Annotated in this window: 26 protein-coding genes and 2 tRNA genes; 11 read left to right on the top strand and 17 right to left on the bottom strand. The window is 58.3% G+C overall.

Features of this window, described 5'->3' with window-relative positions:
• Positions 1-87 precede the first annotated feature (87 nt).
• The 3 genes from AC0TOF_RS22140 (at position 88) to gst (ending at position 3437) form a co-directional block, all read left to right on the top strand.
• Entirely contained in the window at positions 88-1257 is a 1170-nt protein-coding gene (locus tag AC0TOF_RS22140; RefSeq protein WP_473769817.1) for a GGDEF domain-containing protein, read from the top strand.
• A 177-nt stretch (positions 1258-1434) separates the two neighbouring features.
• Complete coding sequence (locus AC0TOF_RS22135) at positions 1435-2706, top strand: DUF2778 domain-containing protein (protein ID WP_473769816.1); 1272 nt, start codon at positions 1435-1437, stop codon at positions 2704-2706.
• Between the two features lie 125 nt (positions 2707-2831).
• Positions 2832-3437: a glutathione transferase gene (gene gst / locus AC0TOF_RS22130; protein WP_473769815.1), complete on the top strand. Its 606-nt coding sequence runs from the start codon at positions 2832-2834 to the stop codon at positions 3435-3437.
• A gap of 152 nt (positions 3438-3589) precedes the next feature.
• Here the strand turns inward: gst and AC0TOF_RS22125 are convergent, their stop codons facing one another.
• Entirely contained in the window at positions 3590-4360 is a 771-nt protein-coding gene (locus tag AC0TOF_RS22125) for an FkbM family methyltransferase (protein ID WP_473769814.1), read from the bottom strand.
• A 682-nt stretch (positions 4361-5042) separates the two neighbouring features.
• Positions 5043-5132: transfer RNA gene (locus AC0TOF_RS22120), tRNA-Ser, on the bottom strand.
• Positions 5133-5505: 373 nt separating this feature from the next.
• On the opposite strand from AC0TOF_RS22120, the gene AC0TOF_RS22115 reads away from it, so the two are divergent.
• On the top strand, positions 5506-5829 hold the full coding sequence (locus tag AC0TOF_RS22115; protein ID WP_473769813.1) for a hypothetical protein: 324 nt from the start codon (positions 5506-5508) through the stop codon (positions 5827-5829).
• A 16-nt stretch (positions 5830-5845) separates the two neighbouring features.
• Positions 5846-6502 (top strand): peptide-methionine (S)-S-oxide reductase MsrA, encoded by a 657-nt coding sequence (msrA, locus tag AC0TOF_RS22110; protein ID WP_473769812.1) that lies wholly within the window; start codon positions 5846-5848, stop codon positions 6500-6502.
• Positions 6503-6532: 30 nt separating this feature from the next.
• Here msrA and AC0TOF_RS22105 read toward each other — a convergent pair whose 3' ends face one another.
• From AC0TOF_RS22105 to upp, 4 genes are all read right to left on the bottom strand, one after another.
• Complete coding sequence (locus AC0TOF_RS22105) at positions 6533-6994, bottom strand: GNAT family N-acetyltransferase (protein WP_473769811.1); 462 nt, start codon at positions 6992-6994, stop codon at positions 6533-6535.
• Between the two features lie 6 nt (positions 6995-7000).
• Positions 7001-7207, bottom strand: coding sequence for a SlyX family protein (locus tag AC0TOF_RS22100; RefSeq protein WP_021587137.1), 207 nt, complete (start codon positions 7205-7207; stop codon positions 7001-7003).
• A gap of 80 nt (positions 7208-7287) precedes the next feature.
• Positions 7288-7806 (bottom strand): retropepsin-like aspartic protease family protein, encoded by a 519-nt coding sequence (locus tag AC0TOF_RS22095; RefSeq protein WP_473769810.1) that lies wholly within the window; start codon positions 7804-7806, stop codon positions 7288-7290.
• A gap of 112 nt (positions 7807-7918) precedes the next feature.
• On the bottom strand, positions 7919-8545 hold the full coding sequence (gene upp, locus AC0TOF_RS22090) for a uracil phosphoribosyltransferase (RefSeq protein ID WP_473769809.1): 627 nt from the start codon (positions 8543-8545) through the stop codon (positions 7919-7921).
• A 248-nt stretch (positions 8546-8793) separates the two neighbouring features.
• On the opposite strand from upp, the gene ubiE reads away from it, so the two are divergent.
• The 5 genes from ubiE (at position 8794) to AC0TOF_RS22065 (ending at position 14039) form a co-directional block, all read left to right on the top strand.
• On the top strand, positions 8794-9585 hold the full coding sequence (gene ubiE / locus AC0TOF_RS22085; RefSeq protein WP_473769808.1) for a bifunctional demethylmenaquinone methyltransferase/2-methoxy-6-polyprenyl-1,4-benzoquinol methylase UbiE: 792 nt from the start codon (positions 8794-8796) through the stop codon (positions 9583-9585).
• Positions 9586-9588: 3 nt separating this feature from the next.
• The gene (ubiB, locus tag AC0TOF_RS22080; RefSeq protein ID WP_473769807.1) at positions 9589-11172 is read left to right on the top strand and encodes a 2-polyprenylphenol 6-hydroxylase; all 1584 of its coding nucleotides are present in this window, start codon (positions 9589-9591) and stop codon (positions 11170-11172) included.
• Between the two features lie 70 nt (positions 11173-11242).
• A complete protein-coding gene (gene coaBC / locus AC0TOF_RS22075) occupies positions 11243-12613 on the top strand; it encodes a bifunctional phosphopantothenoylcysteine decarboxylase/phosphopantothenate--cysteine ligase CoaBC (RefSeq protein WP_473769806.1) in 1371 nt (456 codons plus the stop codon).
• Positions 12614-12700: 87 nt separating this feature from the next.
• Positions 12701-13162: a carboxymuconolactone decarboxylase family protein gene (locus AC0TOF_RS22070; protein WP_122001468.1), complete on the top strand. Its 462-nt coding sequence runs from the start codon at positions 12701-12703 to the stop codon at positions 13160-13162.
• Entirely contained in the window at positions 13146-14039 is an 894-nt protein-coding gene (locus tag AC0TOF_RS22065) for a sigma-70 family RNA polymerase sigma factor (RefSeq protein ID WP_473769805.1), read from the top strand. The genes AC0TOF_RS22070 and AC0TOF_RS22065 overlap by 17 nt, the downstream gene beginning before the upstream one ends.
• A gap of 37 nt (positions 14040-14076) precedes the next feature.
• Here the strand turns inward: AC0TOF_RS22065 and aph(3')-IId are convergent, their stop codons facing one another.
• From aph(3')-IId to AC0TOF_RS22050, 3 genes are all read right to left on the bottom strand, one after another.
• Entirely contained in the window at positions 14077-14877 is an 801-nt protein-coding gene (gene aph(3')-IId / locus AC0TOF_RS22060; RefSeq protein ID WP_473769804.1) for an aminoglycoside O-phosphotransferase APH(3')-IId, read from the bottom strand.
• A gap of 15 nt (positions 14878-14892) precedes the next feature.
• Entirely contained in the window at positions 14893-16470 is a 1578-nt protein-coding gene (locus AC0TOF_RS22055) for a peptide chain release factor 3 (RefSeq protein WP_473769803.1), read from the bottom strand.
• Positions 16471-16578: 108 nt separating this feature from the next.
• On the bottom strand, positions 16579-17142 hold the full coding sequence (locus AC0TOF_RS22050; RefSeq protein ID WP_122001464.1) for an HdeD family acid-resistance protein: 564 nt from the start codon (positions 17140-17142) through the stop codon (positions 16579-16581).
• A gap of 168 nt (positions 17143-17310) precedes the next feature.
• Between AC0TOF_RS22050 and cls the strand changes: the two genes are divergently transcribed.
• On the top strand, positions 17311-18771 hold the full coding sequence (gene cls, locus AC0TOF_RS22045; protein WP_473769802.1) for a cardiolipin synthase: 1461 nt from the start codon (positions 17311-17313) through the stop codon (positions 18769-18771).
• Between the two features lie 3 nt (positions 18772-18774).
• Here the strand turns inward: cls and AC0TOF_RS22040 are convergent, their stop codons facing one another.
• The 8 genes from AC0TOF_RS22040 to AC0TOF_RS22005 all read right to left on the bottom strand — a co-directional run bounded on the left by AC0TOF_RS22040 (position 18775) and on the right by AC0TOF_RS22005 (position 26368).
• Complete coding sequence (locus tag AC0TOF_RS22040; protein WP_122001462.1) at positions 18775-19632, bottom strand: endonuclease/exonuclease/phosphatase family protein; 858 nt, start codon at positions 19630-19632, stop codon at positions 18775-18777.
• A gap of 216 nt (positions 19633-19848) precedes the next feature.
• Entirely contained in the window at positions 19849-21246 is a 1398-nt protein-coding gene (locus tag AC0TOF_RS22035) for a coniferyl aldehyde dehydrogenase (RefSeq protein ID WP_473769801.1), read from the bottom strand.
• A complete protein-coding gene (locus tag AC0TOF_RS22030; protein ID WP_473769800.1) occupies positions 21236-21955 on the bottom strand; it encodes a lysoplasmalogenase in 720 nt (239 codons plus the stop codon). Before AC0TOF_RS22030 ends, AC0TOF_RS22035 begins: the two co-directional genes overlap by 11 nt.
• A gap of 114 nt (positions 21956-22069) precedes the next feature.
• Positions 22070-22693, bottom strand: a complete 624-nt coding sequence (bluB, locus tag AC0TOF_RS22025; RefSeq protein WP_473769799.1) for a 5,6-dimethylbenzimidazole synthase — start codon at positions 22691-22693, stop codon at positions 22070-22072.
• Between the two features lie 135 nt (positions 22694-22828).
• Positions 22829-22915, bottom strand: a tRNA-Leu gene (locus AC0TOF_RS22020).
• A 146-nt stretch (positions 22916-23061) separates the two neighbouring features.
• On the bottom strand, positions 23062-23682 hold the full coding sequence (locus AC0TOF_RS22015; RefSeq protein ID WP_473769798.1) for a 2,3-bisphosphoglycerate-dependent phosphoglycerate mutase: 621 nt from the start codon (positions 23680-23682) through the stop codon (positions 23062-23064).
• Positions 23683-23708: 26 nt separating this feature from the next.
• Positions 23709-24542 (bottom strand): 4-hydroxy-tetrahydrodipicolinate reductase, encoded by an 834-nt coding sequence (gene dapB / locus AC0TOF_RS22010; protein ID WP_473769797.1) that lies wholly within the window; start codon positions 24540-24542, stop codon positions 23709-23711.
• A complete protein-coding gene (locus AC0TOF_RS22005; protein WP_473769796.1) occupies positions 24539-26368 on the bottom strand; it encodes an ABC transporter ATP-binding protein in 1830 nt (609 codons plus the stop codon). Before AC0TOF_RS22005 ends, dapB begins: the two co-directional genes overlap by 4 nt.
• Positions 26369-26468 lie beyond the last annotated feature (100 nt).

Here is a 26468-nt window from a genome sequence, read left to right as displayed (position 1 = left end):
CTTTGCGTCCGGTTTGTAATTGCACATTGTGTTCAATTTGAAATAGCGCTTTTGCCTTCCCGCTTTCAACCGATTCAGGACCTGTTCGTGAAGTTCGTACCGCCGCTGGTAGTATTGCTGTTTGCTGCGACGATGTTGGGCGTCTGGATGCTCGACACGAAGCGCAGGCATCTTTTGCTCTTCGGTCTGAGTTTCGCCTGCTTCGCGCTCGGGCTTCTGGTTCCGATATCGCTGATCTCGAACAGCCTGCCCTTGGCTTCGCCGCCGGCCGCAGCCCTCCATTTTATGGGCGGTTGGCTGCTTTGCGAAGGCGTGATGCTACGCATGGGAAGGCATTATTCGCGCCTCGCATCAGTCCCGATCGGGCTCACCTTTCTTGCCGCCATGATCTATTTCATTGCGAATGATATGGGTTATTCACCGATCGCGCTTGCCATCCAGCTGACCCTGGGCAGTCTGACGGCGGTTCTTTGCATCGAGGCGCGCGAACTTGCACGGCGAAGCTGGATCGATCGCGTGTTGTTCGGTGCACTGCTTTTATTGGCGGTGCATTTCTACGTGCAGGCGGGATTGGCGCTCGGGCTTTCTGGCGAAATTGCACGACCGTCCGAATTGATACATTCACGCTATTGGCAGGGCGTGATGATATTTAGCGCCTTTGCAGGCGTCTCTGCCGGCCTTGTTCTCCTGGTGGCGACGACTTCCGACGTGGTAAAGGAATTGCAGGCGGAGCGTGACGCCGATCCACTGACTGGCGTTTTCAATCGTCGCGGTCTTGAGCGCCGTGCGCATCTGCGTCTGGCGGAAGCCCAGCGTGGTGATCATGGGGTCATCATTGCTGATATCGATCACTTCAAGTCGATCAATGACGAGCTGGGACATCCCACCGGCGACCGGGTTCTGATTGAGTTCGCCCGTATTCTGCAAATGGCTGCACCAAATACCACTATCGTTGGCCGTGTTGGCGGCGAGGAATTCGTTCTTCTGGTCAGCGGCGACGCCGAAACCTGCGAGCGTCTGGGCGAGAGGCTTTGCGGAATTGTCGCGCGGCATCGGTTTGCCATGTTGCCTGCAGGTCGCGGAATGACCTGCAGCTTCGGCATCGCCATGGTGCGCGGCGGCGAAACCTTGTGGGAAACAGCGGCACGAGCCGATCTTGCCCTGATGCGTGTGAAACATCGCGGGCGCAATCGCGTTGCCGTCGAGGGGCTGGAATTTCCAAGTGCCAAACAGGGCGCTTATCTGCTGACGGCCTGAACCGGTTTTCGAGACCGCGAAAACGGATTTCTCCCCCCTGTAAAGGATTTGGTTACCATAATTGGCGATGCTGGAGGCGACCTTCCAGTCACCGCCTTGCCATGTCTTGCTCGTCTTTCTGCCGAAATGACATGCAAGGCGGTGCCGTGAGAGGTGATCTCCACTCGGATTTGTATCATGGCGTGTGTAACAGAAGTGTATGGCGGCGCAGCACGGCGTGGCAATGGCACCAGGCTTCGATTCGGTTTCAAAGGCTTTGCGCGCATTGCGGTCTTCGCTGCGACGGGCCTTGTGGCCGGAAGCTGGATGATGACGGCGCTCGGCACGCTGGAAACGGTGGTGCCAGCCTTTGCACCTGTTGCCCCGGTCTTGCGTCGCGTCTCCCTGACCGCGCCGCAGACACTTGCGGTCGTCGACCACAGGCTCGCACCGTCGCAGCGCATCAGGCGAGGCTTCATCGAGGCCTATACCGCTGACGCCGCTTATTCGAATCTCGATTGGCGCCGCGCCAAAAATGCCGGTGATGAACCGATCATTGCCGACATCGGACCCGATTCCGTAATTGAGGACAAGCCTGTCGATACGGCATCTCTTGTCGAATTACGTGCCGACCGCGTGCGACGTGAAGAACCGGTTGTGGCAAATATCGAGCAGGAACCTGCCGCAACAGTCGGTACGACGGTGCTGGCCTATGCGCCAGTGCCCGCCGCACCGGCCGCGGTCGCGGCGTTCAGCAGGATCGAGCCGCTTTCGCGAGCAGAAGAGGCGGATGCTGCCAATGGACAGGCAGGTCTTCCGGTTGGCAATGCCGTTCCTGTGCCGCAGCTTGCGCCGGATCAGAAGGCGGACATGGCCGCTGATGCCGACGCCGCCCGCGACGCATTTCTGCCCGACGATGTGCCGGTGCCGGGCGCGAAGCCTTCTCTCCGCCGCTCGCGCATGCGTGAAAAGGCCGAGCTTGCCTATGCGCCGGAAAGCGGTGCCACGGAAGAACCGCGTGCTGGCCTCTTCAGCCCGCTTCTCAATCAGGCTTCACGCAGCAAAGTTGCAATTTATGACATTTCCGCAGCGACCGTTTACCTGCCTGGCGGCGAGCGTCTGGAGGCGCATTCCGGCCTCGGTCCGATGCGGGATAATCCGCGTTACGTGAACCAGAAGAATCGTGGCCCCACGCCGCCGCATACCTACGATCTGCGCATGCGCGAGGCATTGTTCCATGGTGTCGAGGCAATTCGCCTTACGCCTGTCGATGGCAACAACCGCTATAATCGCGATGGTCTTCTCGCGCATACTTTTATGCTGGGGCGGCGTGGCGATTCCAATGGCTGTGTGGTGTTCAGGGACTATCCACGCTTCCTGCGCGCGTTCAAGCGCGGTGAGTTCAATAAGATGGTTGTCGTGACGAGCATGCAATCCTCCAAACCTGCACGGATCGCATCGCTTTTCTGATAAATAACCTGTTGCCGGAAAATATTTCGAATATCGGAGCGGCACAAAGAAATGTGATCCCTGGTTTCTTGCGGGAGCGAGTGAAATTGATACATATCTTCCATCGAAACCGATGGGAGATATCCATGAAACTTTACTACAAGGCAGGTGCCTGCTCGCTCGCGCCCCACATCATCCTGAAGGAAGCGGGCCTGCCTTATGAGCTGGAGGCCGTGGACCTCAAGGCCAAGAAGACGGCTGATGGCGGGGACTATTTCGCGATCAATCCGCGCGGCGCGGTTCCGGCGCTGGAAGTAAAGCCCGGCGCCGTCATCACGCAGAACGCCGCAATCCTGCAATATATCGGGGACCATTCCGACGTCGCGGCATTCAAGCCAGCCTATGGCACGATGGAACGTGCCCGCCTGCAGGAAGCCCTGGGCTTCTGCTCGGATCTCCATTCGGCATTCAGCGGGCTGTTTGCGAGCGATCCGAGTGACGAAGTGAAGGCTGGCGTCATTGCCAATATCAATCGCCGCATGGGGCAGTTCGAAGCCATGCTGTCGGACAGCAAGGCCTACTGGCTTGGCGATGATTTCACGCAGGCCGACGCTTATGCATCTGTCGTCATCGGCTGGGGTGTTGGACTCAAAGTCGATTTGAGCGCCTATCCAAAGGCGTTGAAACTACGCGAGCGCGTGCTCGCCCGCCCGAATGTGCAGAAGGCGCTCAAGGAAGAAGGCCTGAACTAAGAATCATAGCCGGAGGTGCAAACCTCCGGCTTTGTTCCGGTGCTCACATACCTTTCTCGGACGTATGGTCCCGAAAAGCCTGCAACTTTTCGGGATCATACTTGCAAGTACGTTCTGCTCCGGTACTCGAAAATCGCTCCCGAGAAGCGCAATTATCCAAATGCCCAGACATCTTCGCAATAGATGCCAACATCATAACCGGCCGCTTTCATCTTTACGATGACGTTGCCGACATCAGTCGGGGATAGAGCGCCAACTTCGACTTTGATCAGGCCGGGGCGATAGCGCTGCAAATCAAGCTGGTCGAAGACAATCCAGTCCGCGCCCTCGCAGTCGACCAGGAATGCATCGATATACTCAACATTATTGCGATCCAACACGGCTTGCAGCGTATCTGAAGCAACCACGATTTCCTTCAGATGTGGAGCGAACTTATGGAAATTGGGATCATCCGGGCCCCATACATTCTTGCCAGACATCAGATTTGTATCTGTGACCGAAGAACAACCTATGAATTCCAGGGGCAAACTGCCTTCTTCCAGGGCTTTTGCATCGAAAGTCTTGACGGTGATCGAACCTTGTTCCCGGGTGACGGCAATCGGTTCGATCCTGAACCGCTCGGCGTCCGGATAGTTTTTGCGTAGTCTGATCAAGTTATACGGTACGGGTTCGACCAGAACTGCTTTGGATCGGGGTATCCGGTGAAGCCAAGGGGTCACGTCATCAAAAAGGACACCGTCGCAGGCGCCAACATTTACCATCTGAAAAGGACGTCGTTTACCGGATTTGGCGGCGCGGGCGGCATCGGCCAAAAAGCGCGTCCCGCGCAACGCGGCGCTGCGGTTCAAAATGCCATTGGGAACACTGCGCGCTGCCAGCGTGCGCGCATATTCTCTGAATTTCGAGGCTTCCGGAGCATTCATGCCCTTGCCCTTTCATATGGGGTTAAATGAGGAAAGCAGGAAAACCTGAACTCATCTGCGACGGCTGATTTGACGAGTTTCCCGCCGGAATAAAACGGAAATGGGGGCAGGCGGAACGCGTGCTTTTCGGGCGCCGTGAGCCCTGTCCGTTCGACAGCGTGGTAGACGCTCCATCCTTGCGGTACATCGGCAATTTCCAGTTGTGAGCCGAACGCATTGCCCAATTCCGTGCGGGTTGTGTCATTCGATACGAGACTTTCGGTCACCAATGTGTGCTGAATCAATAACCCTCCCATTTTTTAGGGTATGGCTACGATATGGCGAATAAAAATATCAACCTATACGTGTTTGTCAGTGAAGATTTAAATATTACGCATATAATATATTAAGTAAGCCTAATATATTTTGAATTGTGCCGTCTGGAATTCTACTGCCGCAATGAATTTTATTCAGATTGAGATGGATCGATTTGACGCGATCGGCGGTTCATTTGGGGGGCGGACTTGTGGCCTGTTGCTCGGCCTCAATGTATCTTCATAAATTTCTTTTGATGGAATATCTGGAATGCGTGGTACGGCCACGATGGTAAGGCAGGTTAGTACGACTGAAGCGTAATACGTGGAACAGGCGGGAACATACTCAACCGACCGATTCTGCATGACTATTCTAGGGAAGAATCAAATGGCGGAGAGAGAGGGATTCGAACCCTCGATACGGTTTCCCGTATACACGCGTTCCAGGCGTGCGCCTTCAACCACTCGGCCACCTCTCCGTCTGCCTTGCTGTCGGGAAACCGTGTCTCACGGTGAAAACTGACTGCAAACGTGACACCGCTTTTCGAAACAGGCGCTGGTTAATCGCCAACTAGCGGGTGCGGCGCGAATATAGCCAGAAAATGCATATGTTCAACAGCTATTTGCAAGTTTTTGCGTCTAAATCACCGAGCCTGTGCAAAGAACGTCTTCCATGATCTAACTCCATGAAATTTATCGGTTTATTTTGATCATATAATTGTCATCCAGCTTGCCTTTGAGCCTGATGGGTTCTGTGTGCTATGCTTTAGCAACATCAAAAAGACAAATCTTCGGCAGATCGGGCTCAAAACCGGTGCCGGGAACAGGGCAGGAAATCCGAGGCGGAGAATCGTGATCCGATTTGTATTGCGTAGTTTTGCGGTTGTTTTTCTGGCTTTCGCCGTGATTTTCGCCATCCTTGACGGAGCGCGGTCCGTCGGCGCGTCGCAGTTTATCGCCAAGCCGCTTTTGTCCATGTGGTCGCGCAACGCGCCCGAAACATTGGCCGATGCAGAAAACTTCGTGGCGCACTATATAGGGGCAGGAGCCTGGGATGCAGTCTGCATTCCGCTGCTAGAGCAGCCCGGCTGGCTGCTTTTCGGCGTACTCGCCTTTTTATTCTATGCAATCGGTCATCGCCGGGAGCGTCCGTTGGGCCGTTTTACCGCCCGATAATCAGGAGGTGGAAACCATGAGTTTCTTGGACAGCTATCGCAAGAAAATCCAGATGCCCTCGGCGGATGAGGCATTGCCGGGACGTGCTGCACCGATCCCGACCTCCGCCACCCATTTCGTGAACGGTCGCCCGCTGAAAGGACCATGGCCTGATGGCTATAAGCAGGTTCTGTTCGGGATGGGCTGCTTCTGGGGCGCCGAACGCCTGTTCTGGCAAGTGCCGGGCGTATATGTGACGGCCGTCGGTTATGCGGGCGGCGTTACGCCCAACCCGACCTATGAGGAAACCTGCACAGGTCTTACGGGCCATGCGGAAGTCGTGCTTGTAGTCTATGATCCGAAGGTCGTGAGCCTTGACGAGCTGCTGACCCTTTTCTGGGAGGAGCATGATCCGACCCAGGGCATGCGGCAGGGCAACGATATAGGCACGACCTATCGTTCGGTCATTTATACTTTCGACAAGGCTGATCGTGACGTGGCGGAAAAGAGCCGTGAAGCCTATGCGCAGGCGCTGGCCGCTCGCGGTATCGGACCGATCACGACCGAAATCGGGGATGCGCCGGATTTCTATTATGCCGAGGACTATCACCAGCAATATCTGGCGAAGAATCCCAACGGTTATTGCGGCTTGCGCGGTACCGGCGTGAGCTGTCCGATCCCGCTTGCGCGATAAGGGCTGTCATTACCAGAAAATCCCGCGGTTTTACCGCGCGATTTTCTTTTGCATGATCAGCATTCCGGCATAGTCGCCTTCCAGCGTCTCGAAATCGCTCCAGCCGATCTGGCGGTACAGGTCGGGCTTGTTGGTATAAAGATAGGCTTCTCCATAGCCCTGTTGCCGGGCAGCATCCTCGATGGCGCCGACAAGGCCCTTGGCAACGCCTTTGCCGCGATGGCCGGGCGCGACGAAAACGCTCGCCACCCAGGGCTTCAGATGAGGATGCGTTTCCAGATCGCTGTGGATCAGGAGCACAAGCCCGGCTGGCTCCCCGTTCCAGAGCGCAACACGCGCCGCCTGTCCATCGTCCTCGCGAGAGAGGTCGCTAAAAGCCGTGGCGGTCTGTTCCAGGGTGAAGCCGGTAAATTCACCCCATTCCCCATGGTTCCATGCGGCGCAGACGGGTACGAGATCGGGACGGTCGGCAAGAGGGATGATCTGAAGCATATTGTTTTACCAGTGTGGAGGTTTGGTGACTGGCACGTCCGGCGCGGTCTGCTCTTCCAGTTCCAGAAAGCGGTCGGTCAATGCGCCGAGCTTCTTGGAAAGCTGGTCGATGGTTTTCCATTGTTCGGCCAGAACGGATGACAATTCATCGATGGTCTTTTCCTGTTCGGCTACGCGAATTTCGAGCTCGGTCAGGCGTTGGTCCGGTGTCATGGCTGGCTTCCATCGGTATTGGGGCTTTATGGTCATTGGATGTAACCGCTTTTGCCCTGTATCGGAAGTACGCTATCACATCATTGCGTCAACATGAGCGTGCCATTCGATACTTCATAGTGACGCAGACGCTTCAGAAAGCTCATGCCGAGCAGCGTATCGGAGAGCGCATCGTCCCGCAGGATCATGGCTTCCACGTCCTCCACCCGTATCCGTCCGATTTCGATACCGGGCAGGATGGCATGCGCCGCAAGGGTTTCGCCATTTGCAGTCGAGACGCGATATCTGAAGTCATCGGGTTTGAGCGACAGGCCAATGCGCCTTGCCGCGCTGGCGTTGATCGCAACGACACTCGCTCCTGTATCGACCATGGCGCGAAGGGTCTGGCCGGCGATTTTTATATCCGTGATGAAATGGCCGCGCCCATCAGGCGCAATCTGCGTGCGGCGCCCGCTATAGGCGGCAGGGTTTTGCGAAGGAGCGGTTGAAGCTGTCGCGGATGTTCCGGCGTTCGGCCGCGAACTGAATTTCTCAAACAGAAGTGGGAAGGCGATTGCCAATCCCGCGAATACCAGAAGGATCGTAAAAACCCGCGCCATGCTGCCCCCCGTTTCCAGGCATGATAGCAGGCGCGGGCCGCGCTGCATTGTTTATTTTAGCGCGCATCTGTCCCGAAAACCGCTTCACACTTTTCGGGATGCGCGCTGGTGCTTACTTCGTGCCGTACATGCGGTCGCCGGCATCGCCCAGGCCGGGAACGATATAGCCCTTTTCGTCGAGGCGTTCATCGATGGAAGCCGTGAACACGTCGACATCGGGATGAGCTTCGGTAAAGCGCTTGATGCCTTCCGGCGCCGCCAGCAGGCAGAGGAAGCGGATATTGGTCGCGCCGCGCTCCTTCAGCTTGTCGATGGCCGCAATTGCTGAATGTCCCGTGGCCAGCATCGGGTCCACCACGATGATGAGGCGATTGACGATATCTTCCGGCGCCTTGAAATAGTATTCGACGGGCTGCAACGTGTCATGATCGCGATAAAGGCCGATATGGGCAACGCGTGCGGCGGGCACCAGATCGAGCATGCCTTCCAGAAGGCCGTTGCCAGCGCGCAGGATCGAGGCGAAGACCAGCTTCTTGCCTTCAAGGATCGGGGCGTCCATCGGCATCAGCGGCGTTTCGATCGGCATGGTGGTCAATTCGAGTTCGCGCGTCACTTCATAGCAGAGCAACAGCGATATTTCCTTCAACAGCCGCCGGAAGCTGGCTGTGGACGTTTCCTTCTTGCGCATGATGGTGAGCTTGTGCTGGACAAGCGGATGGCTGACGACTGTAACGCCCATGATCTTTCCACTTTTCTCGTTATATTTTTAACTTTAGCGGCAGTTCGCGCCGGAGAAAACGCCGGGCCAAGCGCTCACGCACAGTTTTATGTCTCTTTGGCCATTTTTAAACGCTAACGCAAGACGGTTCGCAAGGTCCCTTCACAAAAGGGGTAGTGGAGGGCGGTCTCTGCTTGTATCGTCCAGCACAAGCTTTATATGCATTACGGAAATCGTTTTCGTCTTAATAATCAGAAGCAGGATGAGCTATGAGCCAGCAGAACGGCAATGCGGACCGCGTGGGCGCACAAGGTGGCATGGAGCATTCATTCGGCTTCAAGGCGGTGGACGAAAACGAAAAGCAGGGCCTCGTCAACGACGTTTTCCATAAGGTCGCCAGCAAGTACGACGTGATGAACGATCTCATGTCGGCGGGCATGCACCGTGTCTGGAAAGATGCGATGATCGCATGGCTGGCGCCGTCGAAGCGCCCCGGCTGGACCTCGCTCGATGTTGCGGGCGGCACCGGCGATATTGCGTTTCGCATTGTCGAGGCTTCGGGCCGTCAGGCCCATGTCACCATTCTGGATATCAACGGCTCGATGCTGGGCGTCGGTCGTGAACGGGCGATCAAGAAGGGCCTTATCGACAATCTCGAATTCGTTGAGGCCAATGCCGAAGAACTGCCTTTTGAGGACAACCGTTTCGATGCCTATACGATTGCATTCGGCATTCGCAATGTGCCCCACATCGACAAGGCGCTGTCGGAGGCTTACCGCGTCCTGAAGCCCGGCGGACGTTTCCTCTGCCTTGAATTTTCCGAGGTCGAATTGCCGATCCTCGACACGGTTTATGACCAGTGGTCGTTCCACGCCATTCCGCGCATCGGCAAGATGATTACCGGCGACGCGGATTCCTACAGCTATCTGGTCGAATCGATCCGCAAATTCCCGAAGCAGCAGGATTTTGCCACGATGATCGAGAAGGCCGGTTTCGAGCGCGTCAGCTATCGCAATTTCACCGGCGGTATTGCCGCGCTTCATTCCGGCTGGAAGCTCTAGCATATGGGTAATGTTTCCGCTGCTTTCCGGCTGATGCGGGCCGGCTGGATATTGACGCGTGAAGGCGTCATCAGTGCCTTGCCTGTTGAGGGACTTTCCGGTCTTCCGGCGTTCGGGCACAAGATTGCGGGCATGCTGGCGCGTCCGCGCGCACGCCACATGCAGCGTTCCGAGCGCATGTCGCGAGCCATGAACAAGCTCGGCCCATCCTACGTGAAGCTCGGCCAGTTTTTGGCAACGCGGCCCGATATTGTCGGGCGCGATGTCGCCGCCGACCTCGAACTTTTGCAGGATCGTCTCGATTTCTTCCCGCAGGCAGACGCGGTGGCGGGTATTGAAGGTTCGCTTGGCCGCAAGATCGATGATCTTTACCTGCAATTCGATGCGCCGATAGCGGCAGCGTCGATGGCACAGGTGCATCCGGCGGAAGTCATGAAGGACGGCGTGCGCCAGAAGGTTGCCGTCAAGGTCATCCGACCGGGCGTTCGCCAGCGTTTTGCCCGCGACCTTGAAGGTTTCTACATGGTTGCGCGCATGCAGGAACGCCATGTGCCCTTCACGCGCCGCCTGCGACCGGTTCAGGTGGTCGAGACGTTGCAGCAGACGACGCGCATCGAGATGGACCTGCGGCTTGAGGCGGCAGCGCTTTCGGAGATTGCCGAGAACATCAAGGACGATGCGGGTTTCCGTGTTCCCAAGGTGGATTGGGAGCGCACGGGCCGCGATGTGCTGACGCTGGAATGGATCGACGGCATCAAGATGTCGGATATTTCCGCGCTTGAGGCGGCGGGTTTCGATCTTAAGAAACTGGCCGAAACGCTGATCCAGTCCTTCCTGCGCCATACGCTGCGCGACGGCTTTTTCCATGCCGACATGCATCCGGGCAATCTGTTTGTGGACCATCAGGGGCTGATCGTTGCGGTCGATTTCGGCATTACGGGGCGGCTCAACAAGCAGCAGCGGCGTTTTCTTGCCGAAATCCTCTATGGTTTCATCACGCGTGACTATATGCGCGTGGCGGAAGTGCATTTCGAAGCCGGTTACGTGCCGCATACGCATGACGTGGCAAGCTTCGCACAGGCCATTCGCGCCATTGGCGAGCCGATCCATGGCCAGCCCGCCGAAACCATTTCCATGGCCAAGCTTCTGACGCTTCTCTTCGAAGTGACCGAGCTTTTCGATATGGAAACCCGGCCAGAACTGCTGATGCTTCAGAAAACCATGGTGGTTGTGGAAGGCGTGTCGCGCACGCTCGATCCGCATTTCAATATGTGGAAGGCGGCGGAACCGGTGGTTGGCGACTGGATACGCAAAAATCTCGGGCCGCAGGGCATGCTTCTCGACGCCAAGGACAGCGCTTATTCGCTGCTGCATTTCACGCGCAAGACGCCGGAACTGGTCGCGCGCGTGGAGCGTGTTTCCGTGGCGCTGGACGATATGGCCGCAAATGGATTGCGCTTTGACGAGGCGACGGCGGAAGCCATTGGCCGGGCCGAAGCGCGCCATTCGCGCTGGGGCCGCATCGCGCAGGTCGTGATTGCGATTTCGCTCGCTGCGATTGCAATCAAGCTCTATATTTGGCTATGAAATCACTTTTAAGGTGACAGCGAACTTTTAAAGTGATTTCAATGATTGCACTTGTAACAGGTGCAATCAAATGGCCAGCATTACCATCCGTAATCTCGATGATTCCGCCAAGGAACGGCTGCGCATCAGGGCGGCGCATAACGGGCGCTCCATGGAAGAAGAGGCGCGCATCCTGTTGGCCGGGCTGAATGAAGCCGCGCCGGTCGTGGCAGCACCGCCGGGGACAGGGGCTTCACTGGCCGGAAGACGTATTCTTCTCATCATCGGCGGCGGCATCGCTGCCTACAAGACGCCGGATCTGATCCGCCGTCTGCGTGAACGCGGCGCGCATGTGCTTCCGTTGATGACGGAGGCGGCGCAGCAATTCGTGACGCCGCTGACCATTGGCGCGGTTTCTGCCGATCATGTCTTTACCGATCTGTTTTCCCGAGAGGATGAGCAGGATGTAGGGCATATCCGGCTGGCCCGCGATGCGGATTTGATTGTTGTTGCGCCTGCGACCGCCGATCTGATGGCCAAGATGGCCAATGGGCTTGCCGACGATCTGGCGAGCGCCGTGCTGCTGGCCCGCAAGGTGCCGGTACTGATCGCCCCCGCCATGAACCCGGCCATGTGGGACAATCCCGCCACGAAACGCAATCGCGTGACGCTTGAAAAGGACGGCGTGCGTTTTATAGGTCCCGAGAAAGGCGAGATGGCGGAAAGTGGCGAGGCCGGAACGGGCCGCATGAGCGAACCGCTGGCAATTGTCGCGGCCATTGAAAACCTCCTTGCGCCGCAGGCAAGACCGCTTGCGGGCAAAACCATCGTCATGACCTCCGGGCCGACGCATGAGCCGATCGATCCGGTGCGCTATATCGCCAACCGCTCTTCCGGCAAGCAGGGCCATGCCATTGCGGCAGCGCTCGCCCGGCTTGGCGCGACGGTGCATCTGGTGTCGGGGCCGGTTAACATTCCCGATCCGGAAGGCGTCGATGTCACCCATGTCGAGACGGCGCGTGAAATGCAGGCGGCTGTGGAGCGGCATTTACCCGCTGATGCGGCGGTGATGGTTGCAGCGGTTGCCGACTGGCGCACGGAGAACGCTGCCGGTCAGAAGATTAAGAAGAAGCCCGGTGAAAGCGCGCCCACACTCGCCATGGTCGAGAACCCCGACATTCTGGCTGGCGTCGGGCATAGCGAGAAGCGTCCGGGCCTTGTCGTCGGCTTCGCCGCCGAAACGCAGGACGTGGCCGAAAATGCGAGAGCCAAGCTCGAAAAAAAGGGCGCGGACTGGATCGTCGCCAATGATGTTTCCGGCGACGTGATGGGCGGCGACCGCAACCGCGTGCGGATTCTAAGCCATTCCGGCATCGAGGAATGGCCTGAAATGGACAAGGGTGAGGTGGCCGAAAGGCTGGCCGGGAAGATCGCGGAGCGGCTTCTGGAAGCGGGAAAATAATTTTTTCCGCGAGGCATGTCACATTTCACGGGCCTGTTTCGTCTTGATGGTGAACGACAACAAATCGTAGAACCAAGGAGACGTATAATGGAAGCGAGACTCGTTCCGTATAAGCTGGCGCCCAAGATCATGCAGGCCATGATCGAACTGGAGAAGGCGGTGTCCGAGGGCGGACTGGAATATAGTCTTTATGAACTCGTTCGCATTCGCGCTTCGCAGATCAATGGATGCGCTTATTGCATTCACATGCACACACGCGATGCCCGCAAGGCCGGTGAGACCGAGGAACGCCTTTATCTCGTGGCGGCCTGGCGGGAATCGCCGTTGTTCACGCCGCGCGAACGGGCGGCGCTCGCCTGGACCGAGGCATTGACGCTTGTTGCCGAGACCCGCGCTCCGGACGAGGATTTCGAGGCCTTGAAAGAGCATTTCACCGATGAGGAGATTGTGAAGCTCAGCATGGCGATCAATGTGATCAATACGTGGAACCGTGTGGCAGTCGGGTTCCGCACGGTGCATCCGGTGACAGCCGATGCGGCAGCAGCCTGAAACGGGCAAAACTTTCGATGCGGACGTGTTCGAGGCTCTGCGGCCTCGGCTCGTTCGCATCGCTTATCGCATGATCGGTTCCCATACGGAGGCCGAGGATATTGTGCAGGAAGCCTGGTTGCGCTGGAACAGGGCAGCGCGCGACGCTGTCCGCGAACCGGAGGGCTGGCTGGTGCGCGTGGTGAGCCGGCTTGCATTGGATCATCTGAAATCCGCGCGTGTGCGCCGTGAGACCTATCCCGGTTTATGGCTTCCCGAACCTCTGGTCGAGGAAGAGGAAGACCGGAGCGATGATATCACGCTGACGCTCATGCTGGCGCTTGACCGGCTGTCGCCGCTGGAGCGGGCGGCTTTTCTATTGCATGATGTTTTCGGCATGGACTTTGGGGAAGTCGCGCAAGTGCTCGACCGTGATGCGGCGGCCTGCCGGCAGCTTGCAAGCCGTGCGCGGGTGCATGTGCGTCAGGAAAAGCCGCGCTTCATTTTGCCGGAAGATCGTGGACGCACCATCGCGGAAGCCTTCTTTCAAGCTTCGCGCAGTGGCGACATTGCCGCATTGCAGGCGCTTCTGGCGGAAGATGTCATAATGTATTCAGATGGCGGCGGTGTTCGCAATGCGGCGCTCAACCCCATCTATGGGCGCGCGAAGATCATGCGCTTTTACGAGGGCATTTCCCGCAAAGCGGATGGCGTGCCTCCGGCAATCCGGCAGTTTGCAGTATTCGACGGCCTGCCGGGGCATATCAGCATGGAAGCGGACGGACTGCCGCAGGTCGCGGCACTGGAGATCGTCGACGGACAGGTCCATGCGATTTATCTCGTGCGCAATCCCGAAAAACTCCGCCATGTGCGGATCGGTAAAGGGGCGCCGATCTGATCCAATTAGATCGGGCCGCTCTATCTCCCTGGTTTTTTTAAAAGAACTCGTCCAGCAGACGATAATAGGTGATCTTTGCTTCATCGATGGCGGGACCGCCATAGATGTCGAGGAAAGGCTGTACCCATTCCTCGCCCAGATTGTAGCGGATGCTCCAGCAGGCAAGCGCCAGATCCTGATGACGGTCGGCGAGGCCCAGCCTGCCGCAATCGATGAAACCGGAAAAAGCGTCCTTGTCAGCCATGAAATTCGGCAGGCAGGCATCGCCATGGGTGACGACAATGTCTTCGCTTGCAGGTTTGAGGCGAAGCAGTTCTTCGAATACTCCCTGAGCGGTCCGTCCTTCTCGTTCCTCGTCGAAATCCTCTTCGTCCACCGCACCGGCTTCGACACGCTTGCGCGCGTCTTCGATGCGAAACTCCAGCCGGTGGTTGAACGGACAGGATGCCGGGTCGATGGCATGCATCGAATTCAGGGCGCTCGCCAGAATATCGACAATATGTTCAGGCGCGAGCGTGCCGACTGCCGAAGCCAGATCCTGACCCGGCAGGCGCGTCATCAGCAGAAAACTGTGCGCCGGGGCGATTTCGAAAGCGAGAACTTCCGGGCAAGCGAGATTTTGCTGCTTGAGCCAGCGAAGCCGCGCCGCTTCGTCGGCAAGTTCGCCAACCGGGCTTTGCGGCTCCACTTTCAGAACCAGAGGTTCACGTTCGGGATGGTCGAGCAGATGTACATTGGCCGTTGAGCGGCCAAGCTCATCCTTTCGACTGCGATATTCCCGCAATTGCTGCCGCAGCGCCTCGGGCAGATCGAGCGCAGCCAGAACTGGATCGGTCATTTTTTCTCCAAAGGATCAGGCTTTGCCGCGGACCTGATAATCCTTGACGGTGGCAAAGCGAATGTCTTTCCAGCGCTCAGCCTCGTAGTTGAGCGAGAAGCCGTTCTGGGCGAGAAATACCGGGTCACGGTCAAGATCGTGTGCGATATCGGCGCGATGGGAAGTGATGAAGCGGTCGACTTCCGCTGGATCGTCGGCGGAAATCCACCGGCAGACCGAGAAGCGCGACATTTCAAAGCCGACCGGCAGCGAATATTCGACCTTGAGCCGTTCGGTCAGAACATCGATTTGCAGCGCGCCGACGACGCCGACAATGGCCGGAGAACCGTCATCGGGCAGGAAGAGCTGCACGACGCCTTCCTCGGCCATCTGTTGCAGCGCTTCGCGCAGCTTCTTGGCTTTCATCGCATCGTCAAGACGCACGCGACGCAGGATTTCCGGCGCGAAGTTCGGCACGCCGCGGAACAGGATGTCCTCGCCCTCGGTCAGCGTGTCGCCGATGCGCAAGGTGCCGTGGTTCGGGATGCCGACCACATCGCCCGCGAAGGCTTCGTCGGCAATCTGGCGCGAGCGCGCGAAGAAGAATTGCGGTGCCGACAGGCTCATCGGCTTGCCGGTGCGCACCAGCTTCGCCTTCATGCCGCGCGACAGCTTGCCCGAGCAGACGCGCAGGAAAGCGATGCGGTCGCGATGGTTGGGGTCCATATTGGCCTGAATCTTGAACACGAAGCCGGTCATCTTGTCTTCGGTCGCCGCCACCATGCGGGCATCCGCCTGCTGGTCGCGCGGGGAGGGGCCGAAATCGCAGAAAGCTTCGATGAGGTCGCGCACGCCGTAGTTTTTCAGCGCCGAGCCGAAATAAACTGGGGTCATGTGGCCTTCGCGGAAGGCCGCAAGGTCGAACGGGCGGCAGACGCCGCGCGCCAGTTCCACGCCTTCAAGCCATGCTTCGCGTTCGTTTTCCGGCAACAGGGCGGCGGCATCTTTCGGTCCGCTCACCTTGGTCGGCTGTTCTTCGTTGTCCTGACGGCGCAGCGTGTTGTTGTGCAGGTCGAAGGTACCTGCAAAGCTCTTGCCCGAGCCGATAGGCCAGGTGATCGGGGCCGTGTCGAGCGCCAGCTTTTCCTCGATCTCGTCGAGGATTTCCAGCGGGTCGCGAGCCTCGCGGTCCATCTTGTTGACGAAGGTGACGATGGGAATATCGCGCATGCGGCAGACTTCGAACAGTTTCAGCGTGCGCGGCTCGATACCCTTGGCGGCATCTATGACCATGACGGCGCTATCAACGGCGGTCAGCGTGCGGTAGGTGTCGTCGGCAAAATCTTCGTGGCCCGGCGTGTCGAGCAGGTTGAAGATGCAATCCTTGTACTCGAAGGTCATCACCGAGGTGACGACGGAAATGCCGCGGTCGCGCTCGATGTTCATCCAGTCCGAACGGGTCTGGATGCGGTCTTTCTTGGCCTTCACCTCACCGGCAAGCTGGATGGCGCCGCCGAACAGCAGCAGCTTTTCGGTCAGCGTGGTCTTACCGGCGTCCGGGTGCGCGATGATCGCGAATGTGCGGCGCTTGGAAACGGGATGGTCAGCGGGCATGAAGAAACTCGTAATGGCAAAGGGACGGGCAGCATGAACCGCCGCAAAGATTGGCGGTTCATCTAGCAGTCCTTTGCCAAAAGGTCGAGTTTAAATGCTTTGCATATATTATCGGCTCTTGATGCCAAGGCCGAAGGCGATGAAGGACCAGCCCTGGAAAATCAGGTCTATCGCCAGAAACAGGCCGAGGATGAACAGGCTGTTGACCGGCCATTGCATGGCGATGATGAGGCCGAGCAGCATGGTGATGACGCCCGCCGCAACGATCCAGCCCCATCCTGCGGACGGTTTCGACTTGAAGCCGAGCCAGATGCGGAAAGCACCGGAACCCAGAAGCGCTGCCGCCAGCAGGAAGGTCAGCACACCGGCTGCAAGCACAGGATTGATGAAGGCGACAATGCCGGCTGCCGTATAGAGCAGGCCGCTCAGGAGCCAGAAAAAGAAGCTGCCCCAGGTTTTGACGCCAAAGGAGTGGATGATCTCGATGACGCCGCCGATCAGCATCATCAGGCCGACGTAATAGACCGAAACGACGGTGGCCAGCACCAGATTGCCGAAGGCGATGCCGCCGAGGATCAGAAGCGCGACCCCAAGGGCGACGAACCAGCCCCACTTGCTGGAAAGTTCCTTTGGAAAGGTCGGGCGGTCGAAATCATTATGAGCTGTTGCCATGAGACGTCCCTCAAATTGTCATGCCTCGTGAACAATATAAGGCATGTCCCGGATTTGGCCAGCTTTGCGATGAACCGGTGAGAACGCCAATGCGCACACTGTTCGTCGCGACGATCTCCCATTATATCTCTTTGCTATTGCAGTCGTGTTCCGCTTAAAGTTCATGTGATGTTCGATCTCGTTTCCCACTACTGGCCGCATATCCTGTTTGTCCTGTCGGTTGTTCTCGGAGCGATCGCCGCCATTCACGCGACCATGACGAAGGAGGAAGTCCGGACAGCCATCGGCTGGGTCGGCGTGATCGTGCTTTCGCCCATCGTGGGAGCGGTTGTCTATGCGATTGCTGGCGTAAATCGCATCCGGCGTTCGACGCTCAGCCACCAGCGCGCCAATATGGGCAAGATCGCGCTTTATCACCTGTCGCATTTCGATACGACGAACGATCTGGTGCGTGCCGCCTTCGGACGCCAGTTCGGGGCCATGAAGATTCTTGGCGATGCGGTCAGCCTTTACGATTTCACCAGCGGCAACAGCATCGAGATGCTGGAAACGGGCGACGAAGCTTATGCCGCGATGCTCGACGCAATAGGCCGCGCCGAACGCAGCATCATGCTGGAAACCTATATTTTCGACCGGGACGGGATTGGCGAAGTATTTGCCGATGCTCTGGGCGATGCGGTCAGGCGCGGCGTGGAAGTGCGGGTGCTGGTGGATGCCGTCGGTGCGCGCTATTCCTTTCCAAGCATCGTCAAGCTCTTGAAGGACAAGGGCGTCGCGGTTGATGTGTTCAACGGCAATATCATCATCGGGCTGCGCCTGCCTTACGCGAACCTGCGCACCCACCGCAAAATCCTCATCGTCGATGGCAAGATCGCCTTTACCGGCGGCATGAATATCCGCGCGGGCTTTGTGCGAAGGATAGCTGGCGACGCGGTTGCCTTCGATACGCATTTCAAGCTGGAAGGACCGGCTATCGCCGATCTCTTTCATATCGCATCGGAAGACTGGCGCTTTGCCACCGGCGAGCTTCTGACCGGGGAAGCATGGAAAATCGCGCCGCCGGAAAACCCGCCGGGGACGGGAACGCTGGTGCGTGTCGTTGGATCGGGGCCGGACAAGAACGTGGAAACCAACCAGCGCATGATGATGGGCGCCTTCTCGATTGCCGAGCAGCATATTCTCATCATGACGCCTTATCTTCTGCCGGACCGCGAATTGATCAGCGCGCTGGTGACGGCGGCGCGGCGCGGCGTGTCGGTGGATATCGTCGTGCCGGGCGTCAACAACCTGAAGCTGGTGGACCGCGCCATGCGCGCGCAGTTCGATCAGCTCTTGAAGGATGGTTGCCGTATCTGGCGGGCTGGCGGTGCCTTCAATCACTCCAAGCTGATGACCATCGATGGCGCATGGTCCTATGTCGGGTCGTCCAATATCGATCCGCGCTCGTTGCGGCTGAATTTCGAGGTCGATCTGGAAATCCTCGACCGCGACGTGGCGCGCGAGGTGGAAGAGCGCATCGGCAAGGTGATAGAGGGGAGCCGCGAGGTCAATCTTGCGCGGCTGAAGAACCGGCCATTTCTGGAGCGTCTTCTCGACCGGATTATCTGGCTGGGCTCGCCTTACCTCTGAATATCATCCCGTTCGGCTGTTAAATATTTCCGGGCTGAGTTCTTCGAGCAGGCTCGTTGCCGATTTGAGGTCGAGATGCGCCTTGATCGGCAGGTGATCGGACGCCAGGCGCGCCAGCGGCGTGTTGTGCACTTCAACCGATGTGACCAGATTATGCGGCGCGCCCAGCACGCGATCCAGTGCGAAAACCGGGAACCGCGAAGGGAAGCTCGGCACTGCCGTTGCGACATGGTTGAATGTCGGCATGAGGGCGGCCAGCGACGAGCGCTTGCCGACGCGCCATTCGTTGAGGTCGCCGATCAGCAGGGTCGGCAGTGTGTCAGCCTCCTGCAAGACGGTAAGGATGCTTTCGGCCTGTTGCTCGCGGGAGCGTTTCAGAAGGCCGAGATGCGCGGCGATGACGCGGAGAGGGCCTGCCGGAAATTGCAAGTCCGCAACCAGCGCGCCGCGCGGCTCGACACCGGGCAGCTTGAGCTGCTGCACATTGCGCACCACCCCTTCGCGGAACAGGAGCACATTGCCGTGCCAGCCGTGGCCTTTGGGCATTGTCGCGGTAATGGGAACGGGGATGAGGCCATGACGGCGCTCAAGCAGGCCCAGATCGAGCAGGCCGGAACGCTCGCCGAAACGCCGGTCGGCTTCCTGCAACGCGATCACGTCCGCGTCGATCTCGCTGATGACTTCGGCCGTGCGCTGCGGATTGAACTGCTTGTCGATGCCAATGCATTTGTGGACATTGTAGGATGCAATGACGACGTCACCGCCAGCAATATTGGCGTTGAGCGGCCTGTAACCCGGCCTATTCCGGATCGCAGTCAGGATGGTCTTCGATATCCGGTTTGGTTCTTTCTTTTTCAGCACCCGTTTTTCACCAGTCAGCTATTCGGTTCCGAAAGACGATGACTTCTACAGTGAGATAAACTCGCATCCGTCTCTATATAGTCAGATTGTACAGCTGTTTGAATAGCAATTGCCTACACAATTCGGCGAGAGCCGGACGCGAGTGCACTGTTAAAGTGTTTTGTGCCTGATAAAACGGTTCCCGCTTTTTGGAGACATGCTTCAAGGTTCCAGGCCTCATCTTGCGATGAAACGGATCAGCCGGTCGGTGAGGCCGGTATAGGGTGGCCTGATGAGATCGCTCGGCGCCGGGGCATATTTGGTCAGGACCGGCATTGCCTTCGAAAAGGTCAGAAAGCCGTCATGGCCATGATACTGGCCCATGCCGCTTGCGCCCACGCCGCCGAATGGCAGGTCGCTACAGGCAAATTGATAGAGCGTATCGTTGACGCAGACCCCGCCCGCGACAATGCGGCTGAGCATCATTTCGATCTCTGCGGTGTTGTCGCTGAAACAGTAAAGCGCCAGCGGACGGTCGAGCTTCAGAACGAAACTGATGGCATCGTCGAGGAGGCGATAGCTGACGATTGGCAGAAGCGGGCCGAAAATCTCCTCCTGCATGATTTCGCTGTCGGCGGCGGGCTCCAGCACAAGGGCAGGTGTCATCAATCGCGGCTGATCGGAACCGGCGAGAAGTTCAATGACAGCTTCGCTCTTGTTCGCGGCATCGGTCAGGAGGTTCGTGAGCCGTGCTTCCTGTGCTTCACTGATGATGGTGGTTTGGTCTTTTGCTGCTGATGAGCCGCCATAGCGTGCCTGCATTTCAGCGCGCAGCAGGTTTACCAATTCGTTGCGCTGGCTCTGATGGACCAGAACATAATCCGGCGCGATGCAGGTCTGCCCGGCATTAAAGAATTTTCCCGTCGCGATTGCCCGGGCGGCGCGTTTGAGATTGGCATTCTCGCTGACGATGGCGGGCGATTTACCGCCGAGTTCCAGTGTAACCGGCGTCAGGTTCGGTGCCGCCGCCGCCATGATCTTGCGCCCGACAGATGTTGAGCCGGTGAAAAAGAGATGGTCGAATGGCAGCGATGCGAACTGCGCGGAAAGCGATGCATCGCCAAGCGCCACGGTAACGCGGTCTTCCGGGAAAACTTCGGCAAGCAGGCTTTGCAGGAACTCCGCCGTGCGCGGCGTATGTTCGGACGGTTTCAGGAAAACATGGTTTCCGGCTGCGATTGCCGCGACAAGCGGTGCCAGCGCCAGATTGACGGGATAGTTCCACGGCGCGATGATCCCAACCACCCCGAGCGGGACATAGCGAATTTCCGCTTTGGCGGGCCACATTTTCCATCCGGCCTTGCGGCGTTTCGGTTTCATCCAGCGCTTGAGGTTATGCAGGGCATCATCGATTTCGGCAAAAACGACGCTGGCCTCGCCAAGCAGGGTTTCGTGCAGTGAGCGGTTGCCGAAATCCGCGCTGATGGCCATCGCCATTTCATCAAGCCGCTTTTCGAGCGCCTGACGCAGCCGCTTCAGATCATCCAGACGCTGCTCATAGGCCGGACGGTTCTCATGCCAGCCGTGACGCAGGCGCTCAAACGACAGTTGCAGCGTCTGTTCTTCAACTGCCATAGGCAAAGTCCTCCGTGGAGCGGGCAAAGAGGAATTGGGCGGCATAATAGGTTGCCAGCACCCAAAGGCCATTCAGCGGAATGTCGAGGCTGAACCGTCCGAAGGCCAGCAGGGTGTCGCTTGCCATGAAGAAAAGACCGCCTGCAGCCGCAAGCCAGGCGGCGTAGCGTTGCGGCGTTTCCGGTTCGGTGCCGAGCGCGCGGCTCATCGCCTGTGCTGCCATGATGCCGAGGGCAGCGGCATAGATGATGACCGGGATTTTCATGGGCGTTGGCAGTGACGACCAGAGGCCAGCTATGATGGCAAGGGCGGCGATGGCGAAAAGGACGAAAACGCCCTTATGCGCGGCAAAGCGCGTATCGCGGCAAAGCGCATAGATATAGGCGCAATGGGTGATGAGAAAGCAGATCAGTCCCGCCATGAAATAGTCGCCGGGCAGCATCAGGAAAAAATCCCCGAGTGCAGCGAAAGCCAGGCCAAAAGCGATGGCGAAACCGTAAGATTTCGATTTGGGGCGCCCGGCGCAAAGGACGGCGGCGAGCAGCAACAGGGTTGCGGTTGGCTTGGTCAGATAATGCAGCCAGCGCCAGCCTGAATCCTCGCCATTGTAGCTCATCACACTGCCCGCAATGGCGCAGATCGCGCAGAGCAGGAACAGGCCATAGAGCGTTCTGTTCCTGCCGAATTCCAGCAAGCCCTTTCGGCGCATGTTCGCTCCCCGTTATTATATTTGAGCACAGCGGGCGGGATTGTGCCGCCAATTGCGAGAATAGCGCAATAGGCACAATTCATCGGGCTGTTGACAACACACTGTTGAAGAAGCTCAGGCGCGCCGCCAGACCGTCGGCTTGTTTTCCTGCCAGCCATTTTTGTGCAGCAGCGGGGTGTCATCATCCGCCAGCGGCCAGCCGATGCACAGATAAAGGCTGAAGTGCCAGCTGGACCGGGCCTCGAAAAGCTTTTCCATCGCGTCTGGATCGAGAATGGAAACCATGCCGACGCCGAGCCCGAACGATCTTGCCGCCAGATTGAGGTTCTGGACCGCCATGGCCGTGCTGTGTTCAAGGGTAACGGCCATGGACTGCCTGCCGAGGCCATGCCCTTCGACGGGCGCGGTTTCGGTGAAAATGGCAAGCTGCACCGGAGCAACGCTGATGCCTTCCAGTTTCAGGTTCCGGTATTGCTGGGCGCGCTCGCCGTCATAGAGCTCAGCGGCTGACCGGTTGGCTTCCAGAAAAATGTCGCGGACGGCTGCACGTGTTGCGGCACTTTCGACAGAAATAACGCGCCAGGGGCGCGCATTGCCGACGGAAGGCGCATAATCCATCGCTTTCTGCAAAGCCCCGATGATCCCATCGTCTACGGCTTTGTCGCTGAAGTGACGGACGTCGCGCCGCCATTTCAGCAATTCAAAGAAAGCGGCGCGTTCGGAAGGAGAAAACTGCATCGTCTGTCAGAATACTGGGTGAATCGGGGGCGTAAAGCCTGCGGCCAGTGAACATCAACCCCAAACAAAAAAGCCCGCTTGCGCGGGCTTTTTGGGGTGCTTCTGGACCTTGGTAGTGGTCCGAAGACTTGGAAATGGTGCCCAGAAGAGGACTCGAACCTCCACGCCCTTGCGAGCGCCAGCACCTGAAGCTGGTGCGTCTACCAATTCCGCCATCTGGGCGACGAGGACCCATCTAAGGGGTCGGCCTGCCTCTGTCAATCGCGTTTTCGACATTCAGCCAGCTTTTTTTCAGCCGATGCTTTTTTGACGTTGAAAAAGGCGTCGGGCGCGCGGGCGCGCCCGATAAATTCACAGCCAAATAGCGATTACGCTTCAAGAATTTCCTTCGAGGCAACGGTCGAATCAGCATTGAGCCGGTAGATGACTGGAACGCCGGTGTTGAGTTCCTGCTTAAGAATCTGCTCCGGCGTCAGGCCGTCGAGCGCCATGATGAGCGCGCGCAGCGAATTGCCGTGTGCGGCAACCAGAACCGTCTCGCCGCGCAGCACATGCGGCTGCACCGTGTGCAGATAATAAGGCCATACGCGAGCGCCCGTATCTTTCAGGCTTTCGCCGCCCGGAGGCGGGACGTCATAGGAACGGCGCCAGATATGCACCTGTTCCTCGCCCCACTTGGCGCGGGCATCATCCTTGTTGAGGCCGGACAGATCGCCATAGTCGCGCTCGTTCAAGGCCTGATCGCGAATCGTTTCGAGGTTCGACTGGCCCAGCTCATCGAGAATGTGCTGGCAGGTCACCTGCGCGCGCGACAGGGTGGACGTGTATGCGATGTCGAACTTGAGACCGGCGGCCTTCAGGCGCTGGCCAGCGGCCTTGGCTTCGGCATGGCCCTGTTCGGTCAGGCCCGGATCACGCCATCCGGTGAAAAGGTTCTTGAGGTTCCATTCGCTTTGACCGTGGCGGACCAGGACGAGAGTACGAGACATATGCAACGCTCCATTGGTAAAGAAAATCAGTCATTCAGCCCGAGAACGTCGAGCATGGAATAGAGACCGGGCTTTTTGCCATAGGCCCAGAGTGCGGCCTTGATCGCGCCGCGCGCGAAGACCGACCGGTCCTCGGCATGATGCGAGAGAACGACGCGTTCGCCGGGACCGGCCAGAATCACCGAATGGTCGCCGATGACCGAACCGCCGCGCAGCGTGGCGAAGCCGATGGAGCCGGTTTCGCGCGGGCCCGTATAGCCGTCGCGCACACGCACGCTGTTTTCCGCCAAAGCAATGTCGCGTCCCTTCGCTGCCGCTTCGCCGAGAAGCAGGGCGGTGCCGGATGGAGCGTCGACCTTGTGCTTGTGATGCATCTCAAGGATTTCGATGTCGAAATCGGCCGGATCGAGCGCTTGCGCGGCCTTCTGCACCAGAACGGACAGAAGATTGACGCCGAGGCTCATATTGCCGGATTTGACGATGGTTGCGTGACGGGCGGCGGCGCGGATTTTCTCTTCGTCTTCCGCTGAGCAGCCGGTTGTGCCGATGACGTGCACGATGCGGGCCTGCGCGGCGAGGCCTGCAAATTCGACGCTTGCCGCAGGGCTTGTGAAATCAAGGACGCCGTGCGCCTTGGCGAACACCGGCAGCGGATCGTCGGTGATCGTCACGCCGAGCGGGCCGATGCCGGTGACTTCGCCGGCATCCCGGCCCAGAAGCGGTGAGCTGGATCGTTCGATGGCGCCGACCAGTTTCGCACCTTCGATGGCCTGGATGGTGCGGATCAGGGTCTGGCCCATGCGTCCGCCAGCGCCGACGACGACAAGGCCCATTTTGCTGCTTTCGGTTTCTCCGCTCATCGTGGTTCTCCTGTCCGCAATTCTTCTGCCGTCTTTTCGGTGATGATATCGCCATTGCCGCTCTGCAACTGATAAAAGCGGGCATAGACGCCATTCGGGATGGCGATCAGATCGTCGTGACGGCCTTCCTCCACCACGCGACCGGCTTCCATCACCACGATGCGATCCGCATTGACCACGGTGGAAAGGCGATGCGCAATCACGATCGTAGTGCGGTTCTGCATGATGCCTTCCAGCGCCTGCTGAACCCGCTTTTCCGATTCATTATCGAGCGCGGAAGTCGCCTCATCGAGCAGGAGAACCGGCGCGTTGCGCACGATGGCGCGGGCAATCGAAACGCGCTGGCGCTGGCCGCCGGAAAGCGTCACACCGTTTTCGCCGACCGGCGTATCGTAGCCCTGCGGTTGTTGCAGGATGAAGTCATGCGCATGGGCAAGCTTCGCCGCCTCGATGATTTCATCATCCGTCGCGTCCGGGCGGCCATAGCGGATATTGTCGGCGATGGTGCCTTCGAACAGATAGGGCTGCTGCGAGACATAGGCGACGGCGTGGCGGAGCGACTGCTTCTTGACGTGTTCAATGTCCTGCCCGTCGAACAGGATCTTGCCGCGGTCGAGATCGTAGAAGCGCTGGACAAGGTTGATGAGGGTGGATTTGCCCGCGCCCGAAGCGCCGACTACAGCAGTGGTTTCGCCTGCCTTGGCGACGAAGCTCACGCCATGCAGCACCGGCGCGGTCTCGTTATAGGAGAAATAAATATCCTCGAAGCGGATTTCACCGGGGCCTGCTTTCAGTTCCACCGCGTCCGGAACATCGCGCTGGCGCGGTTCTATATCCAGCACTTCATAGATCATGCGGGCATTGACGAGCGCCTTTTCCAGCCCGACCTGAAGGCGGGCGAGGCGGCGCGCCGGATCGTAGGCGAGAAGCATTGCCGTGATGAAGGCAAAGGTCGCGCCGGGGGGCTGCTGTTCGAGAATGGCGCGATAGCCGCTATAGGCCAGCACGCCCGCCACGGCAAAACCGGCCAGCATTTCGGAAATGGGTGTGGTGCGCTCGGACACTTTGGCGATCTTGTTGCTGCGGCCTTCCGACTGATCGATGAGCTTGCCGATCTTGGCGCGCAGCTGGTCTTCCATCGTGAAGGCCTTGACGATGGCAATGCCCTGGATCGATTCCTGCATCGCGCCCAGCAGATGGGAATTGAGATGCACGAGATCACGGGTGACGGAGCGGATGCGGCGCGAAATATAGGCGACAGCCAGAATGAGCGGCGGTCCGATCAGGAAAATCGCGATGGACAGGACAGGGTCCATATAGAACATGGTGCCGACGAGACCGATCAGCGAAATGAGGTCGCGCGCGATCGACGAAATCGTCATGTTGAGAAGATCGCGGATGCCGGAAACATTCTGGTTGATCTGCGCCGCCAGATGGCCCGAACGGGTATCGTTGTAGAAATCGAGGCCGAGCCTCATCAGATGGTCGAAAATGCGCTTCTGATAGCGCGCGACCAGATTGTTGCCGATCTTGGCGAGTTCCACGGCCTGTATGTAGCCGGAAATGCCGCGCAATATGAAAATGACCAGCAATGTGCCGCAAATGACCCAGACCAGACCGAGATTCTGCTCGTAGAAAATCTTGTCGATCATCGGCTTCATCAGATAGGCCAGCGCGCCATTCGATGCGCCGACGATGAGCGATGCGAGAATGGCGATGAAATAGTTCTTCTTATATTCGCGGATGTTTTCCGACATCATGCGCCGGATTACGCGGGTGGCTTCGCCCGTATCGATCTTCTTGTTCTTCTTTTTGAATAGGCTCACGTGCAAAAGCGCTTTTTGTCTCTTTGCCCTCCGGCTGGACCGGCGGCTATCGTTGAAAATACGACTTCCCATACGGAAACGCTGCACTGATAAAGCCAGC

The sequence above is a fragment of the Ochrobactrum sp. PL_is501 genome, assembly GCF_055816895.1.
Note: the sequence above shows the minus strand (reverse complement) of the source record. Positions and strands in the feature narration are given on the sequence as shown.